7 protein-coding genes are annotated in these 18,755 nt (G+C 51.9%); all 7 read right to left on the bottom strand.

What is annotated here, in order from left to right; all coding sequences use genetic code 11:
* Window positions 1-42: 42 nt before the first annotated feature.
* The 7 genes from A8C75_RS08995 to A8C75_RS08965 all read right to left on the bottom strand — a co-directional run bounded on the left by A8C75_RS08995 (window position 43) and on the right by A8C75_RS08965 (window position 18,562).
* Entirely contained in the window at window positions 43-3,411 is a 3,369-nt protein-coding gene (locus A8C75_RS08995) for a DEAD/DEAH box helicase family protein (protein WP_067380972.1), read from the bottom strand.
* Window positions 3,411-6,557: a site-specific DNA-methyltransferase gene (locus A8C75_RS08990; protein WP_067380969.1), complete on the bottom strand. Its 3,147-nt coding sequence runs from the start codon at window positions 6,555-6,557 to the stop codon at window positions 3,411-3,413. Before A8C75_RS08990 ends, A8C75_RS08995 begins: the two co-directional genes overlap by 1 nt.
* Window positions 6,558-6,590: 33 nt before the next feature.
* Window positions 6,591-9,527, bottom strand: a complete 2,937-nt coding sequence (locus A8C75_RS08985; protein WP_067380966.1) for an SNF2-related protein — start codon at window positions 9,525-9,527, stop codon at window positions 6,591-6,593.
* Between the two features lie 145 nt (window positions 9,528-9,672).
* Window positions 9,673-12,819, bottom strand: coding sequence for a UvrD-helicase domain-containing protein (locus A8C75_RS08980; protein ID WP_067380963.1), 3,147 nt, complete (start codon window positions 12,817-12,819; stop codon window positions 9,673-9,675).
* Window positions 12,819-15,548, bottom strand: a complete 2,730-nt coding sequence (locus tag A8C75_RS08975; protein ID WP_067380960.1) for a PD-(D/E)XK nuclease family protein — start codon at window positions 15,546-15,548, stop codon at window positions 12,819-12,821. Before A8C75_RS08975 ends, A8C75_RS08980 begins: the two co-directional genes overlap by 1 nt.
* Before the next feature lie 134 nt (window positions 15,549-15,682).
* Window positions 15,683-17,605, bottom strand: a complete 1,923-nt coding sequence (locus A8C75_RS08970) for a DUF262 domain-containing protein (RefSeq protein WP_067380957.1) — start codon at window positions 17,603-17,605, stop codon at window positions 15,683-15,685.
* On the bottom strand, window positions 17,606-18,562 hold the full coding sequence (locus tag A8C75_RS08965; protein WP_067380954.1) for a phospholipase D family protein: 957 nt from the start codon (window positions 18,560-18,562) through the stop codon (window positions 17,606-17,608).
* Window positions 18,563-18,755 lie beyond the last annotated feature (193 nt).

The raw sequence follows: 18,755 nt of genomic DNA, 5'->3' as shown, positions 1-18,755 counted from the left end.
ATAGCCGGGGGTTTACCCCTGATTAATTATCTATTTATTTTTTTAAACCAATTTCGCAAACATTTTAGTGAGGTATCGAGCACCGCCCTCTTCCATGAACAGGACATGATGGTCTTCAAGCTCTGCTTTTTTGGTGGGGTCACCCACATTGAGCAGATCCGAGAACTTCGTCGGTGAAAGCACAAAGGCATTCAAAACAAGCGGTGACTCACCAGGCTTCGCCTGATCTGCCAGCGTTTTTTCCAGCGTCTTCACTTCTTTGTACAGCCCCAATTTAGGGTGCGAGAGATCCAGGTTGCGAAGACCCTTGGGATCGACCAAGGTCAACCACTGTTTGCCCGTGGCATCATCAACCAGCCACAGCAAAAAATCAGGGTAAAAATTGCCAGCCAGGGCAAACCCCAGGCCTTTCTTCTCGCTATCGGCGTTCCGCAACAAGTAAAGGCTGCGAGCACCAATAGCTTCCTTGCCATCGGGCGAGTTGTAGAAGGCCTCAAGGTCGTGCACAAACTCCCATTCACTCGGTGCATCGAAGGCTAACGGTCGCAGCTTCAATGGCACTGCGTCCTTGTCTTCCAGTGCCAGAAGCGGGTAGTAAAGGTGTCGGTCGAAGCTAATGGCCACCATGTGCGGTGCGCTCCACTGGCTAGCCTCGCCAATTTTGCCATCAGTCACCAACTGCTTCAGCACTTCCAGTTTTTTCTGATATTCCAGACCGTCGTCGTTATTTTCGATTTCGAACTGGTAGAGTTTGAGCACCGAACCGTGGTCTTCATCAATACGAGTAATATCGTAAAACTGACCTTCATAGCCTTTTTTCAAGGCATTGTAGAAGCGGTCGGTGTAGTCGATCAGCAATCGAATCAGGATGTCTTCCTGCTTGCGAATGTCACCGAAATTTCTAACTGTCAACTCGACTACAGGAATGAACAGCGTGTACCAGTCCGCTGAGCCGGAGCAGAAAGCGACCAGCTTTTGCCGATCCAAACGCAGGTTGCTCCAACTGCGTTGGATTTTGTACTCATGCAACGCCAAATAGATGCGATCCCAATCAAACAGGGCAAACAGATCGGTATTCAGTTTGCCTTTGTACCGGGCTTCAGTGGCTATCTGGGGGCCTTTGCCTTGCGGGGCACTTCGCTGGGTGCTAAGCGCTTCCACACGCGGATACAGATCCAGCATCACATGAGGCACTTTGATCTTGTCCTGAAACTGCTCAGGAATTTCGTACAGCCATGGGAAATGAGTACGCTTGAAGCCCAGCTTCTGATTGTCCTTATAGCCATCTTTCAGCGTCAGGGTTTTGAGCTTGCCAGCGGGCAGGTTGGCCCGAGTTGGGAAATCCAGCTCCAGAATCTCATCGCTGGGGGTAATGCCTTCCTCACGCAGATAGTCCTTGAACGCAGCCATATAGCTAGCACGTACACCGAAGATGTTGAGTGCTTCCAGCTTGTCCAAGTGCACGCCTTTGGGTCGCTCCTGCGGGGTGGTACGTTTGAGCGAAAATCCCTTGCCTTTCAGACGCACGCCGCGACCGAACAACTGTATGATCTGCGAGCCTTCACCCTGCCCCATGTTCAACAGACCCATGGTGGAGACACGCCAACTACTCCAGCCCTCGGTGAATTTGCGTGAGCCGATCAGGACATTGAGCTGGCTGTCCTTGTTATTCAGGGTGCCGAACATTGCACCACCAAAGTCGTCACGTTCGCTGTCAAAGGCCTCCGCATCCTCGGCCTGGCTGAAAAACTTGCTATCCTCCCCGATATTGATCAAACCGAAAGGCGATGCATCCCCGATGCGCAGTGCCAGCTCGCCTTTACTGCTCTTGATATTGACCAGTTTCAGCCGTTGCCGAGCAGGGGCGTTGAATACCCGCAGCAGAATGTCAGCATAGAGCGCATCCACCTTGTCCGTCAAACCCATTAAGGGGGTGAACCGCCCTTTGAAAATGTTGCTGCCCTTGGCGTCCAGAATCTGGGCCCTGTCGGCAATCATGTCGGCCAGCCAGGTCTTGATCTGAGCATCGTTATTGAGGAAGTCGGCCAGAAAATTCACCACTTCCAGAATATCCGACTCTTCGCCAGATACCGTATTACCTACGAATACCCATAACGGCTTTTCGATATTGAAGTCGCTTAGCGTTTCACGATGGGTACTCCATAGCCACAGCTGCTGATAGAAGGCTAGCAGGCAAGCAGTGAAATATTTTCGGGCATTGTCTGCCTGCTCGTAGGCCTCGCCGTTCATATTGAGGATCAGCGACTCCTTGCCGTAGCCATCCTCATAAAAGAACTTGTAAGAGTAGTCAAACAGAATACATTTGGCATAGATTTCGCGGGTGGCTGTGACGCGTGCGAGGCGCTTTTCCTCATGAGTCAAGACCAACTGCGCCATCTGGTCTTCTTCCAGTTTTCTTAGGCTGGCGGTGCCAAACAGCATTTTAGCGCGCTTTTTCTGAAGCTCTAACTCAGCAGTTTCTACGGTAAAGCCTTTGGCGACGGCCTGTCCGAAGGTGGCGGAGTATTCGAAGGCAAAGCCACCGCGCACCAAGGCTTCGCGGCGACTCATCCACGCACCGGCTGCCGTACCTGTACCCCGGTGGCCTTCATCCACCAGCACCAGGTTATTGCCCTCGAAGGCCTCCACTGCGACCGTCTTGTCGCCCATCTCATCGCCCAGCTTGTTGATATCGATGATCTCGACCATGCCGGGGTAACGCAGCGTTTGGCTCTTGTTGAAGTATTGCGCGGCAAAGCCAGACAGTTTCAATTCTTCCAAGTGTTGACGCGACAGTCCTTCGTTGGGCGTCAACAGGATTATCTTGCTGGGGAAATGATCTTTTATACCTGCTTGGAAATAATGCATATACTGCTTGATGTTGACGTGCAGCAGCAGTGTTTTTCCGCTACCTGTTGCATTCCAGAAGGCTACCTTGTTCAGGTCGTCTGCCACGAAGTCGCGGAAAGACTCTGCCCCTTTTTCATCACGATAACGCGCCATCTCCTCGTTCAGGCCATCAAGCAATGTCTGACGCTTGTTGAAGTACCAATCCAGGTAGATCTCGGTGAACAGTAGCGACAGGTACTGGAAGTACTTCATCTGTAGCTCGTGACCTTCCAGCTTGTTGCGCTCAGCCGTAATTTCTTGCCAATAGCGGACGATATTCAGGTCATAGCGGCGCAGGTCGATCTCGGACACGCGATCCACTTCAAACAGATTACGTGTCAGCTCATGGAAAAACTTGGTTTGCCCATCCTCGTCGAGGCCTTCATGCCGGTCATCACCAAGGCGCAGCTTCAAGGCACCCAGGCTGCCACCCTTAAAAAAGCCCACCATCCAGCGGTTTAGAACCAGTTCCTGATGGAAGCTGCGCTTCTTTACACCGGCCTTTTTGCGTACTCCTGCCATCACACATCCTCCATCGCAAACATGCGTTCGAGGAACTCCGACTCGATCTGGCGCAGCTTGAGTACCCGAGTCGCACCGCCGTCCTCGGCGGATTGGGTCAGCACGGTTGGAATATTGTGGTCACCGTTGATATAGACCACATCGAATTCGTTATCCGCCGGGTTGATGGCCAGCTTGTCGCAGAGCCCACTAACACCGTCGTAATCCAACAGCTCACAGTCGCGCCACAGCACCAGGCAACTTTCGCCGCTGGGCAGGGTACCGGTAACGGTGACAAAACCCCGCTCTGGCTGGGCGTCGATATGCTTAACGCGCAAGCCGATCAAGTAGTTGAAGGTTTCCACAAGATCGACCTTGCGCTGCTCGTAGGCGCCCGCCGAATCCGTAGCGATGTTCATTTCATAGTCAAAGGGCTTCTTGAAATCCTCCACCGACAGCAACGAACCACGGCTTTCTACGTCCAGCATGTAGTGCAACAGGTAATCCTCCGTGGCCTGTTGGTTCAACAGGCCAAGTGTCTGGTGCTGCCGAGTTTCACGGTGCAGTTGCAGGTTGTTCAGCGTGTCTTCGTAGCTTTCCAGCTTGAGCACCTTAAAGCAGTGGGAAATGCCGGTTGCGGGAGCGGAAGGTTTACCATCCTTCCAATCCTGCGAATAAACTACCTTCTGCACACGCCCCTTTATTACCTTATCAAAGTATTCACCTTGATCTGCCAAGATGTATTTCCGCTGCCCTCCGTAAGCTCGATTCATGGCTATAACAGCATGTGCCGTTGTTCCTGAACCACCGAAATAATCTAGAACAACGGAATCTTTGCCGGCAGCGCCACCAATCCATATGCAATCAAAAACTGCATGGATACTTTTTGGGAAGTCAAATACTGCTGACGTTCCAAATAGGTCCTTAACAACACCTGTTCCATGCTCTGTTGCAGAATACTTAGCATCTACCCAGGCGGTTGGAGGAAGCACTGTCTCACTTTGCGGCCGATACTTGTAGTAAACAGTTTTAACTCCCCCTTCTTCCTTTACTTTAAACTGAGAGTAATCTTTTTTCACTCTGGTGGGACTCCAACGCCACCGGCGCTGTAACCCCTGCTCGTCAATAGGCCAGAGAATTTCTTCATGAATAGATGGATTTTCAGTGAGAATCCAATCCTTCTCATCCTCATTCCATTCCATCTCAGGGACGCGGACCTCACTTCCGTTGAAGTATAGTGGGTAGTACATAGTGCGACGATCAGATCGGAGTGACGCCGAGCCTCGCTTTCTGAAAAGCTCCCACATGTATCGCCCGTTACTATCCTCTTCCCGATACCGCTGGAGCTGCGCTTCTGACCGCGGCAATGTCCCTATCTTTGCAGTGGCTGACTTATGTGCATAAATTGCATACTCATGTGATTGAGCAAATCCGCTTGGAACAGGCCGTCCTGATGGATTTGAACGAATTGCGACAGTGCCTGCAATTCCATCTACGCCAAAAACGTCCTGCATGACAAATGTCAGATCTTCCTTCTGGAAATCATCAATTGTCGCACAAAGCAACCCATTCTCCGACATTAGTGGAACGGTTCGCCTTAGCCTTGTATCAATCAACGCGTTCCAACTTGATTTTTTGTATCCGTTTTTGTAAGCGATTGGGCTTCCATCTGTGTTGTAAGGAGGGTCAATGTAAACGGAGTCAATGTTGCTCTTATAGCGCTCTCCCAAAATTGAGAGAGCTTGAAAATTATCCCCGTGAATAAGAACCCCATTTATTCCTGATTCCAATTCGGATATAAGGTTAAGCAAGGCATGACGGAATGATTCTGCAAACAAGCTGGTATCTACCATCCGAAACGACCCAGCCTCCAGGTCCTCAACCGTGCCGTGCGTCACTCCATTCCACACCCCAAGCTGCCTCCACTGCTCCCACTGCCTTTCATTCGCCACAATCTCCGGGTACAGCTCCGCCGGCACCCGATCCAACGTGATGCAGTAATGGCTGGACACCACAAACTTCTTCTTTAACCAGAGCTTCTTCTGGAAATTTTCTAGCTGAGCGAGAAAATCAACAACCTCCAGCGAAATCGCCCGCAGGCACTGGATCATGCGTAAGTTCTTTTCGATGTTGGCAAAGGCGTCGGCATTCTGCACATCGTCCAGGTGCATAACTTCGTTCTTGATATAGAAATCCAGCTCCCGGCGCAGGAAGCCGCCCAGGTCCTTGTGGATGAAATAGTCAGCGGTGTTCTTGGTGGTGTAATCCACAAGGTGTTTTACCAGCAGGGTGCGCTGAGGGTTTTTCTCAGTGGGGGCTCGATTTTCCAGATCCAGCCAGCGGGTCTTGACGGCCTCGTCGGCGAGTATGACATTCACCGCCTGGCTGACCAGGACGCCCTGTTTGGTGCCCTTGGGTTGAAGTGCGTACTCAAAGCGGATAATCAGTTCCTTGCCGTTAGTGCCGTCCACTTCTTCGACAGGGGGCAGTATTTCGTCGTATTCATCACCTTGCTCATCAATGCGGGTGACGGTTTTGTGCTGAATCAGCGTGAAGCGACGTTCTTTATCGTTGTCCTTGCGGTTATCCTTGGCCGTATCGGCAGACACCAGACGGAAGTGTACGGTACGACCGTCTTGGAGCTTGAAGCTGTAGTTGGCAAAGTTCTCGCCGCTCTTGGTGTAGTACTGGTCCTTGTTGGCCCAGTGCAGCATGACTTCTTCACCTGCGTAGGGAATGGCGTAGGTATCCCCTTTGTAACGGCGTTGGCTGATAAAGTCGCCGTTGTCGTAGTAGCGGGAGAAAAAGGTCAACAGGTGCGAGAAGACGGCATTTTCATGCTCTGAGGCGCCGGCACTGTATTCGGCCAGTTTTTGCCGCAGCTCCTGAACCTTGGGTACAGTGTCCGGGTTGAGGCCATCAGCGGCGTACTGCTCTTCTTTTTCCTTCAGTTCTTTGGCGGCATGCTCGCGCTGTGCTTCGTTGCCACTGTTCAATGCAGCCTGCACTTTTTCGGGTAAGCGCTTCTCCAAATAATCATTGATTTCATCCGCACGGGCATTGAGGATGCGGTAGATGCCAAAATCCAAGTCTGGGCGGTCAATCTGAAAAATCTCGCGCAGTTTGGTGACGAGTTCCTGAAATTTGGCGTTCTGCTTTGCACTCATGTCTTAAGCCTTAAATGTTGTGTCCATACGGTGTTACACCACTTGCCAGCGCAGGGTGAACAGTGTGTTGATTTCGGTTTTTTCCTGCAGGCGTTGCTGCAGGGCTTCGATCAGAGCATCGCGTTTCTCAATGATTTCGTCTTCGACAGCAAAAATTTCCTGCCGCTGGCGGCGCTGTTGCCTTTCCAGCGACGAGATTTCCTGCAGGATGTCGGATTGCTCCTGCAGGGTGATGGCCTTGCGGGCATCGCGCTTGAGCTGGGCGATTCGTGCTTTGGTATTCTTCAACGCCTCTTCGGCGGCCACCAGCTTGTCTTCAGCCCATTTTTCCAGCTTGTCGCGCTCTTCATTGAACAGGCGCTGATTGGCTTCGAGAATGTTGGCAATGCCTGCGGCGATATGACGCTCACTGTTGGCCATCAGTTGAGTCGGCGGCGCTGCATTGACCGGTCCAGGTTTGCCTTGGGCCTCTATCGCCATCAGCTTTTCGCAAGCCTCCTGGTCGAGCAGCTGGCCATCGTCAGTGAGGCCGGAAAACAACAGAGTATCCGTGGTTTCAAAGGCGGTGACCTGTAGCCTGTCCAGCCGTAGCCAGCCAGACTTATCTATCAGCTTTTCCACCAGGCTGATCTTAGTGCCGTGGGCGCTATAGTCGAGGGTGATCTTTGCCGTGGGCGTAAGCGCGTTCAAGCTAGATTCCAGCGCCCATTCACCCAGCGGATGACTGAGACGGTAGGCATGGGCGAGCATGTCCGGCTGGGCGGCGCCACGAATGAGCTGATAGCGACCGGAAGCTACCGGCGGCTCGATGCCTTCGGGTGACTGGGGCAAAGCAAAGGCATAGGAAGCGTGATCAAAGCGCACATGTTTTTGTAATGCATAGCAGGTTACCCCCCAGAACCAGCGGCCCAGTTTATCGAGACGCGCTTCAGCTTCATCCAGCCGCAGCTTGAGCCGGTCGTGCACGTCTTCATCGAAATTTTCCAGTAGTTGGCTCTGGGTGTCCTGGATCCGGTCGTTAATCGCGTCTTCCAGCTCGGCCTGCAGGGCATTAAAGGCTTGATCGATGTCGTCTGGATGACGGCAGGTCTGATAGATGGAGAGAATGCGTTTTTCAAAATCGATGCCGCTTTCAATGCGACCCAATATTTCATCCGAGGCACCGAATACACCGGAAAAAAGATGAAGCTTTTCGGATAACAGCTCCAGCACACGCTGGTCGGCCTGGTTGCGGGTATTGAGAAAGTTGATCACTACCACATCAAAGCGCTGGCCATAGCGGTGGCAGCGACCAATGCGCTGCTCTACCCGCTGAGGGTTCCAGGGCAGGTCGTAATTAACCAGTAACGCACAGAATTGCAGGTTGACCCCTTCGGCGGCGGCTTCGGTGGCGATCATGATGTCTGCCCCCGTTCCATCGTCCTTGCGGAAGTGGTCAATCAGGGCGGTGCGCCGATCAACTTGGGGAGAGCCGGTCACGCGATCCGTGCCCTGGTGTTCTGCCAACCATTGTTGGTAGATTGCAGTGGTATCCGGATGGTTGTTGGTGCCACTGAACAGCATCAGTTTGCTGTCATAGCCGTTGGCGGCCATAAACTGGTACAGGTACTCCTGAGTGCGCTTGGATTCGGTAAAGATGATGGCTTTACGGGGCGCACCCAGCTCGGCCATATTGGCGAAACCAAGCTGTAGCGCGGTAAGTAACGATTGTGCTTTGGTATCGTTTTGGAGCCCTTGGGCCATCGCGATGATACCGCTCAGCTCATCTATTTCCTGTTGAATAGCCTGCTTTTTCTGCTCGGGATCTGACAGTGCCTGCTCCGCGGCAGGCAGATAGCCTGGGTTGGAGTCTTCAAGCTCGGTACTATCGCCAAGCTCTTGTTCTTCGAGATAGTCGGTTTCGAGATCATCCTCTTCCACCCACTGTTCCAGCAAGTTGATCTTGTCCACAGCGGCGTCATCCAGCAGCATCTGCTCCAGCCGCGCACGGATGGTTGCTAGGGTGGCGACAATGGCGGAGGTACTGGAGGCAAGCAGCTTGCGCAGAACCAGTCCGGTGAGATGGCGTTGGCGCTTTGGTAGGGCAAAAGATTCTTCTCGCAGTAGAAATACGGATACTCGTTCGTAGACTGCCTGTTCTTCGTCCGTGGGGTTGAACGGTTGGGTAAGCGCCTTGCGTTCGGTGTATTGAATGTACTCCAGTACATCCTTTCGCAACGTGCGCTGGGTAAAGCCAGCCAGGCGGCCGCGCAGCTCTTCAAGCCCGCCGGAATTGTTCAGGTATTGCTTGCGGAAGGCCTTTTCATCGCCAAACAAATGTTCGTCGATCATGGTGGAAAGCCCATAAAGCTCCATCAGCGAATTTTGCAGCGGTGTGGCCGTCAGGAGCAGTTTCTTGCGACCTTGCAACGCCCGGCGAAGGGCTTGCCCGGTACGGTTACTCTGGCGATGGGCATTGCGTAGCTTGTGTGCCTCATCAATCACAACTATATCCCAAGGCACAGCACGCAGCTCGGCCTCCAGCCGGGCGGCAAACTGGTAGGACATGATGATAGCGGTCTTTCCAACCAGGCGTTGCAGAGTATCCAGCACACTGCCAGCGGACTGCTTGCGCAGGGCGACAGCGTCCAGCACGGTGGTGGGCACGGCAAACTTCTCCAGCAGCTCCTGAGCCCACTGCTTACGCAGGCTGGCAGGAGCAATGATCAGTAGCTTGCGGCGACGCTCAGCCCACAGCTGGCACACCACCAACGCCGCTTCGATGGTTTTACCTAGACCCACTTCATCAGCGAGCAGCACCCCTTGCTGCAGCGGATTACGCAGGGCGAACAACGCTGCCTCAATCTGGTGGGGATTCAGGTCTACGCTGGCATCAAACAGTGACTGCGACAAGCGATCGACACCATCAGCGGCATGGCGACGTGTAAGCTCATGCGCGTAGTACTTGGCGTGATACCCTGTAATTTGCATTGGAACCTAAATCCTTTTGACCAGGACCCGCTATTCTACAATCCTGTAGATTCAGATGCTTACTTGAATGAAGCTAGATTAGATGTTTATACCGAGATAGCTCGAGCGAGTTGCTAGCACATCGGTCTCATAAAGTGCATGTTTTTCATGTTCGCACTTCCACCAGACCTCCAGTGATTGCAAAATGAATCCAACATCCAAGCACAGGCTTGAAAGTTAATTCACTGATTGCCTGCTCGTACAACGCTAGCTGTCCTGAATAACCAAGCGCTATGCCCTGCCATTCACTTCTCCGCGCGGGGGATGATTTGTGGTCAATAATCAACCAACCTTCCGGCGTTTCCACGAGTAGATCAATAAACCCTGTCATCTCCTGACCCAACTCGGTCACATAACTGACGGGATATTCAACCAGCCAGCTGACGACCTGATAGCGGTCACAAATTGCGCGTCTTAGCCGCCTGCTGGCTTCGATGGCTGATTCCGGCGCAATAGCATCCCGAACACCCCATTCCACCAGGATTTCGTCGACTCTATCCAGCGTCAGAGACTCACCGGCATTAGTATCTGCGGCGATCGAGTTGTGAATGGCCGTACCTAGCCGCGCTATGTCTTCGACTTTGCCGGTCAGTGGCAAGCGTTCGCCAAGCTCGACGATCTCCCCAATAGTTGCGTCAAACCGCGGCTCCATAGCTGAGGCCGTTACACTTCTACTCAAAAGTACGCCAGTCTGGAGATCGGTATGCATCCACAAGGGTTGATAGATATCTGCAAGCGCTTGGCGATCTTCTAGCGGTTCAATGGATACTTGCCGTGCCGGTAGGCTTGCACCATCCGGTAGTAGCAAACAGTTATCATGCGGATAAACCCACTCGACACCCAATGTACTCGGCACCTGAGCTCTTCGTTCATCCTTTACAGGCAGAATCAACAGATCCCGAGCACGTGTAAAGGTTACGTACTGCAGTCGTTTTTCCTCCTCTAGAGCCTCGAATTCGGCTTGTTGGCCGGATTCAGCGGCCTGGATTCGCTCGACCACCGGAATATCTTTCGCCTGTTTACCAAATGGATATGGCCAGAAACGTAATACTCGGTGTGCTAGCGGTTCCAGAATGTCGACATCTTCAGCAGAACCCCGAACCGAAACGCCCCACAGTCGGGTCTTGATCGGGTAGTCTTGATCAAATGCGATAACGACGGGCCACTCTAGCCCCTTGGCACCGTGATAAGTCACCAGCGTTAATACATCATCATCCTGCCGTGTTGCTTGCCAGTCCTCGCCCTCTTTTTCGAGCATTTTCAACCATAAAATGAGTCCCGAGACGTTGGCCGCCTCGCTTCGAATTTTGCAATGGCTTTCATACTGCTCCGCCAGTCCCTGCAACGCATCCAAGTTTGCGTGCCGACTGCGAACTCGTTGCCTCGTAGGCCCCCAACGATTGACAGTCTCACGAACTTTACCGCGCTGTAGCGCTTCAGCGAGCGATTCGGACGGCGTCAAGTTACGCAGATGAGTACGTACATCAGCCAGTGAGGTCAGAATGTCATTGGTCCCGTCTTCTCCCCAAATACATTCGGATGCCTCGTCTGCCACATAATTGAGCCGTTCAGGCAGCCACTCTGGGACGCTTTCCCCCATAGCAAGCATGCGGATTTCCGCGGTTGCCAGGGAGTCATTGCGGTCAGACACTCGCCTCAAACAAGCAATCGCTAGCGTACACTCGGGTGTCGCTAGCAATCCAGGTCGAGTGTAACTGACATCGAGCCCCTGGACAGCACAAGCCTGAGCAAGCACTTTCAACCGGTCATTGGATCGACATAAAACTGCAATATCACCGGGACGTACATTACGTGGCTCACCTGTCTCTTTATCGATCACCTGGTACCGTTCTACCAGCAGATTCCTGATTCCGCTGGCCAATGCTGCAAGCTGATTATCGATATTTCCAGAAAGGGACCAGCGCACAATGGCCGGTTCGTCAACTTGCTCTTTGCGAGCTGGCTCCAAACACACTTGCTTGGCTGGTACAGTATTTTGGAAAGCGTGGGAAAAAATGGCATTGCAGTAGTGCACCAGTGCAGGACGCGAACGCCATGATTTTTCAAGTATTCCGGTCTGCCCTCCTCCTGACAGGACCGCCGACAGCACACGTTGCATCAACGCTGGATCGGAGCCTCGGAAACCGTAAATCGCCTGTTTGACGTCTCCCACCCAGACGACATGATCAGCCAACTTCGCAAGACGTAAGAACAATGCAAGTTGAATCGGACTTGTATCCTGGAACTCATCGACCATCAGCAGCTGAAGCTCATCCTCCAGAACAGCTTGAATCGTTGGGCTCTCCAGCAGTCGAAATAGCAGCAACTCCTGATCGACAAAATCGAGCAGCCCTTGTTGACGTTTTGTGGTCTGATAGGTTTCCAGGCTGATCTCCGCCAACTGGAACACCAGATCGATATATTCGTTCAGGTCTTGATGAAGACGGGGATGAACCTCAAAGTCCTCAGCCACCAGTTGAACGCCTTCTGCTGCCGCGCGACTTTTTGCACCAGGCGACGTCTTCGACATTTTGACCCACTGGTCCCAACTCAGTTGTCCAGACGTCAAGCTGCGTTTGGTCTGTTTCAGAAGTAACAGATAGTCTCTGGTCGCCTTAGTGGTATCGGCCGCCGTATCGATAGTCTCTAGCGCACCTTCTATCTGCTGAAGGAGCTCTTGATCAAGATCTCTGTCAGTTGGCTTTCGAAAGAAACTGAGGAGTTCCTCTCGACTTAGCTGCGAAAACTGGACCAGCTGGCTGTCATTACAATCATTGGCGCGGGCGGCACTGACAAGCTCGATCACATAACGGCGCCATAAAGGCTTGCCGCCATCTTCATGACCCAACCGTCGTGCAAGCTGATTCAGAGTTCTTACTCGATCGGGAGTCGCATCGATAACCGTATCGAGCGCCTCGCCAAACAACTGCTTGGCTTCCGGTTCATCGAGCACCCGCTGCTCCGGCGATAAACCAGCTTCGAACGCAAATCGCTTTAAGAGCTGCCCACAGACCCCATTCACAGTATTGATGGCAGCGAGCCCCATCGAATTCGCAAGGTCATTCCTACCCGCTTTGAGCAATGCTTGTCGCACACGCTCTCGCAATTCAGTGGCGGCTAGCCGCGTAAAAGTTGTCGCAATAATTCCTTCTGGCTGAACACCCTGGTTCTCCAGGAAGTCTTTTAGCCGTTGCGTTAAGCTTGTGGTTTTACCACTACCGGCACCAGCGCTGATAAACTCAATATTACGCATTACGCTTCGGCCTCCCATCCTACCAACGCTACAAACTCGTTAAATGATTCAAAGGTATCCGGAACCGTCAAAGCATTTTCATCTAGCTGAAACGCTCCCAACGGTTCTGTACCGCTGACATTCACCTCGATCATTCCCCGGTCCAACTGTTGCCGGCGCTGTTTCCAAGTTGTTTCGAGTCGCTGCCAGATCTGCAGTAAACCTTCGTTATTCTCAGGACGAATCGATTCCGCTTGTGGGAAATAGTCAGAGTCAAACATCAGTAGTTCTCGGCTCGAAATAACGAAATAGCCAACGTCCGGCATTCGTCCGCTGTCTTGTAGCCGAAGCTGAGCGTAGATAGCCAACTGTAGACAAGTACCTTCTCGAAGCGATTCTCGACGGTACTTTGCACCCGCCCATTTCAAATCGATAACGGCTTCTCGCCCATCACGTCGAGTTGTTATCATATCCAGCACACCTGCGAGTTTGCCGCCGGTGAAGGTTCCATCCTGCTCGGACTCAAGCTGTACGCTGACAACATCGCCTGCTTGTAAGTGTTGAACAAGGGCTACCAGCGCCTCAGTGCTATCTTCAATGAAGCGCTCTCGCTCAGCCATACGACCTGGAAGCAGCAGCACTGTCCCACGAGTCGCAATAAGGTCATTTAGTGCCGAACGGGACCACTCGCGCACATCACTGAGCAAAAGGCTATGAAGCGCAGCATGCTCAGGCCGGCTAAAGAAGGCTTCGAAAAGCGCGTGGGCTAGATTGCCTTTCAGACGATTATCATCGCTGATTTCCAACAAAGCCCCAGTCTTGAGTCGTGCCGGATACCGGAGTACCCACTGATATGGGCCTAACAGGAAGCTTTCCAGACTGGAGAACGATTCTCTTTCCCGTCGAGGAATCAGTTGCCCTTCCGGCAACTGCCATATACGTGTGCGAGAAGGTAGACAAAGGGCGGTCTGGTCTCGCAACGTTACGGCCAATGGAAAATTTTCCATCTCGTCCGTCGATTGTATCAACGTTTGCAGGTCGTACTCCGGTATGCATCTCACTCGTGACTTGATCAAGTCCAGCACTGGGTGCTTACTTTCAGCATCATCGTGAATCACAAGGCACAGCAGACTGCGAGCAGCAAACAAGGGGCGTAACCATGAGTTCGCGTGCCAACTGATGGTTTCGCCCACGTCATCGATCTCAACGCCACTGGCGCACAACTCAGCACGTTCGGATCTGTTCCAACCTGTGTGCTGAGGCTGATGTGGAGCATCCATTCCCCACCAGACAAGCAGATCCTGATTACTAATGCAGCATGCTGGATCCTTTGCATAGTCAATTGTCGGCAGATTGGCCGATAGCTCGGGCCATACGTCAGGACGGGTAAATCCGTCTCCGCGAACTTCGTTAATCAAGCGACGCAGATCGTTGGCACCAATATGGCTCAAATTTTGTTGTTCTAACTGGTCTAGCGCTTCCAAGCACTCCCATAAATGGCTTTGTGCCTGGCCAATCAGCTCGATCTCCGCTTCCGATTCAGATTTCTGGCTTAGAACCTGACGATACCCTCCCATCCACGTTGATATCGCTCGAACTCGTTCCTTGACAATTTCCAGCGGTGCCCCCTCGGAATTGGAGTATCGTTCGTTCATCAGCCAAAAGGCTAATTGATCACGAATTTTGCCTTCAACGCCGGCAACCTTCTCCGATATATCACATTTAGCGATTTCCGATTCGATCATCTTTTCGATGCAGGCGTCCCAGACTTCTCCACCGATACCAGGCTCATTGGCTACCAGTTCAGCCAAAGGTCTGCGGAGTCGCACCGGTAATGGGCCTACGGGATGAGCGAGGAAAGCCAGCAAGTACTGAGGATTGAGAGGCTCCCATAGCAACTCCAGTGCCAGTGACAGCACCTGAAATACGGGGCGCAGTGCCGACGCCTGACCTACTGCGAGCTGAGGAACTCCAACCTGTTTTAATGCAAGATCAACTGCATCAGCTGGACCGTCGCACAGAAGGCCGATACTTTGTCCAGACTGAGCCGTTAATTTTTCCGCAATTGCGTGTGCCAACCATTCAGCCGAGCATGCCCGAGAAGGCGCTCGAATCAAAATCAGACTACCATCACCTTCCAGCTGAACTGCATCTGAAGTCTCGGAACGCAATGCAGTTTGTAGCCGCCCCAAATCGGAGTCCGACTTCGCGGGAATTTCTGCATAAAAGGGCTGATAATGAGGCTCCAGATAGTTCAAGAGGCGCTGCCAGACAGCCGGAAAGCTTGTTACTGGGTCGCAGACCTCTAACTCGATATCGAGAGAAATAACCTCCAGCGCTTCAATAACTCGAAAAACCCGTTGCCCTTCGTTAAATGCGACGCGATCACGCGCAAGTTTCTCAACCGCTTCTATGTCTGTCAGGCGCGGCGATACATGGGGGAGCTGTCCACCGTCCCATGCTGCTAAATACAGATGGTCTCGCCACTGAAGTATCTGCCTTGCAACACCCAGTGGGTCAACCAGCAAAGACTCATGGTAAAACCGTGAGGTAGAATCCACCTCTTTGAGACACGCCAGATATTGCAACATCCGCTTTGTGAAGCCCGTGTCTGGTACCGCAAGACCGAGCTGCGCCTCCAGCCACGCCAGAACTTTAGATGGTCCACCAACAATCAGACCAGCTTGTGCTGGGTGAGGCATCATGAGCTTGCCATCTAGCCCAAGACCTATCTTTATCGATACGGACATAATTTCCCTTTAATCCAATTTTGGTATCGTGAGGCTAGCTGTCGAGTTAGCAATTTGGATGACTCATCATTCTTCACCTTCAGCTCACTACACCGCTATGCCTAAGTTCAAACTTCAACGGTTCTCCACGTCATTCAATATGGCCACACACGAATCGCCAATTCGGAAAGATGTTCAGCACGCTTCGCTATTGCTTCCTCATTCCACTCGGCCAGCTCATCCGTAGCCTCTGGATCTGAAGGCCTGTGGAAATAGCGATTAAGATTCAGCTTGCTGTACTTCACGAGTTCCGGACGTTTCTGGTGCCAGGTACCATTGGACAGTGCAGGGTTCAGGCTGCCAGTGATCAGCGTCAGGTTGCCCAGTGTATGTAACGCATGATTGCGGTTTTGAACAAAGGCCACCTTACGCTCCGGATGCTCCGCATCCAACTCCGGAATTGACCAGTTCTCCAGCCAGATTCGCGGCATGATATGTTCGATTGTCAGCCCGTCAGGTAAGGGAAGCTGTTCACTTTTCTTGTCATGCATTGCCATATCCAAGGCCTCAAGTACTGCTCGCAGTTTGTACTGCCTAAGGCGCTTATAGAGAGGATTGATTTTTATCGCATGGCTGAGCTCATCATTATCAGGGAAACGAACACTGTCCCCACCTCTGCTATTTTTCAAAAATTCAGCAAGAACAGCGGCGCTTACTACGCCGCTGCGGCCCATGAACTTGATGGCATCCAAAAACAGACGGTTATAGTTCTTGGTGGTCAGACAGCAGATCATGCGGCGCATCAGGAAGGACTCAAGCACATAAAGCAGCTTGTCGAACTCCTCATGCTGGGTAGGCAATAGCTTATTTCCTGCAAGCAGCAACAGTGGATAGACCGTCGCGGTATCGACAGCTTCCAGGCGATGCAGGAAATGCGCCAAGCGAGATCCTACATCTGGCTGCACGAAGGACTTGAATGCGCGAGCGTAGCGGTCGAGTGACTCTAAATGCCCCCGGGTGTCACAGGGATGTATTGTTAATGGCTCAACAGAATCCTCCCCATAGCCCAAAGGCGCTTCAGGAGCATCCAACTCTAGGTCCTGGACATAATGTTTGAACGACTCAAATAAATGAGTTGGGCGAATTTCTTCTCGCATCATCAAAGTCAGGTAGTGCTGCATAAAGAGGTCGATACGGGGCCGTTTAAGACGCCCTTGCTTGATCTCTTTTCGCCAGAACTTAGCGTCAAACGCCTTCCAGTAGTCTTCATAAAGCGGTTCGATCTCCTGACCTTCCCCCTGCGCTCGACGGAACAAATAGTTTTTGACGAGATCCGCCGAGAGGAGCTGGGTACCACGGGCATTCAAGGTTTCGAATATCACCTGGGATTCGTCATCCCTGTCCAGATCGATAACGACAAGCTGCAGCGCATTGCGCACGACCTGCCAAAGTGCATCCAACCGATCATCGACTGAAATATCCTTGTTGCTATAATCTTCATTATCCAGATCGCCAGCAAGCCAGTTGCGCAGAACGCCATAGAAGTACTGGTAGCCGCCAATTATCTGGTGAGACTGCGAACTCAGTTGTGGATCCGCTTGCAGAGCCGCCTTGATGGTCTCATCAGAGCCTGACCTGTGGACCAATTCAAAGGCCTCACGGTCGCTATTGGTAGGCCAAACCTTGTAGACTTCTAGGGCGAGATCCACCTTGTTTGCCTTGTTGGTTACCAAGTCGTTGAAGCGCTCGAAGTACTTGTCATTTTCAGCCGGTCGACAGAGGTCACGTACCGCAATCATAAACAGCTGCAGGGTAGTAAAGCGTTGCTGCCCATCAATAACCTGGCGTGTTTCGATCGAGCCTGAAGCATTGTTAAGCTGCTCCAGCACCACAGCCCCCAGAAAGTGCGTGCGGCATCGGCCCTCATTCAATTGGCGCTCAAGCAGGCTGAGAATATCTTCCCACAACGGTAGCCAGTTGCTTTCCTCTTTCCAGACATAAGGGCGCTGAAACAGCGGGATCTGATATGAAACGGTGCTATCAAAAATACGTTCCAGATTGCGGGCATTGGCTTCCATTCATTTATCTCCACTTGTATACTTTTGCCAGGCAGTCATTAGCAGATGAGAAGCCACCTTGGATATACGGCTATTTGAGTTATTTTCTATAGTAATCCACCGCAAAAACCTCTTGACGGTATCATCTTTTACCTTTTCATCTCGCCATCGATTGACCACTTGCTCAGGACGGTGAAATGTACCAAGCTTCCATGAAATGCTATGACCAAGATGAGTCCATAACAGGTTAACCACATAGGCAGCGATCCATCCATCTCTTCCTTTAACATCACGTCCTGTCATCTTACGGTAACTATTCAAAAGCGGCGTACTAGCTGTCCTGAGTATATTGTTTGTATTAATCTTCTCAGGAGCAAAAAGGTCATATTCCGATAAAGTTGGTAGTCGGACTTCAGCTTCAGCCCCCTCGTATTCTTCAGCATTATCAGTAGGCTTCTCATCTTTGGGGGGGATCGGTTGTGATGGATTCCGCTTGGCATAAGCCTCTTTCGCTTTACGCAGGGTTTCTTGATCGACTTCATTAGCCGACCGCCATACTTCCTCTGCCCAGGCGAGCACGTCGTTGTACGGATCAGTCGCAGACGATAAAAAAATACCTGCCTCAATATTGCCTGATTGCTCACCTAGCGAGAGACCATTCGACGAAATATTCGCAGAGGAAACTAGCGCTCCCGACTCGCCCACCACAACCTTCGAATGCAGCCGCAGCTGATGTCGCAGCTCTATATCTATATCGTCCCGGTGCTGCAGCACCTCAATGATGGCGGGGTTCGTCCCACCATCTGTCAAATTACAAACAGCTTTGTAAGTTTTCCCTGGCTCAAGAATATCATCTATACCGATGCCCCAATAAGCCACCAGCATCAGTAGAGCTTCGCCGTCAGGTTGCGTAGAGATCAGCTCCGTGAGCTTTTTTTTTATCTTGAGCCCGCTACCGAGAAATTTTATTTCCGACATAACACAAACTCCTGCTCATCCTTGTTCAGCTAGCGCCGCTCTCTGAACACAAGGTAATCAATTTGTAGTAACTTATTCGGTCAGCGCCTTTCAACTGTGGATGGAAAGCGCTCTTAAACATCCGATTAGCTTTGCTAAAAAATCAAACAAATCGATACGGTAAAGCTGCCTGATAAAGTGGATCTGAATCATC

Origin of the sequence: Marinobacterium aestuarii (genome assembly GCF_001651805.1) — a bacterium.
Taxonomy (GTDB): domain Bacteria; phylum Pseudomonadota; class Gammaproteobacteria; order Pseudomonadales; family Balneatricaceae; genus Marinobacterium_A; species Marinobacterium_A aestuarii.
Note: the sequence above shows the minus strand (reverse complement) of the source record. Positions and strands in the feature narration are given on the sequence as shown.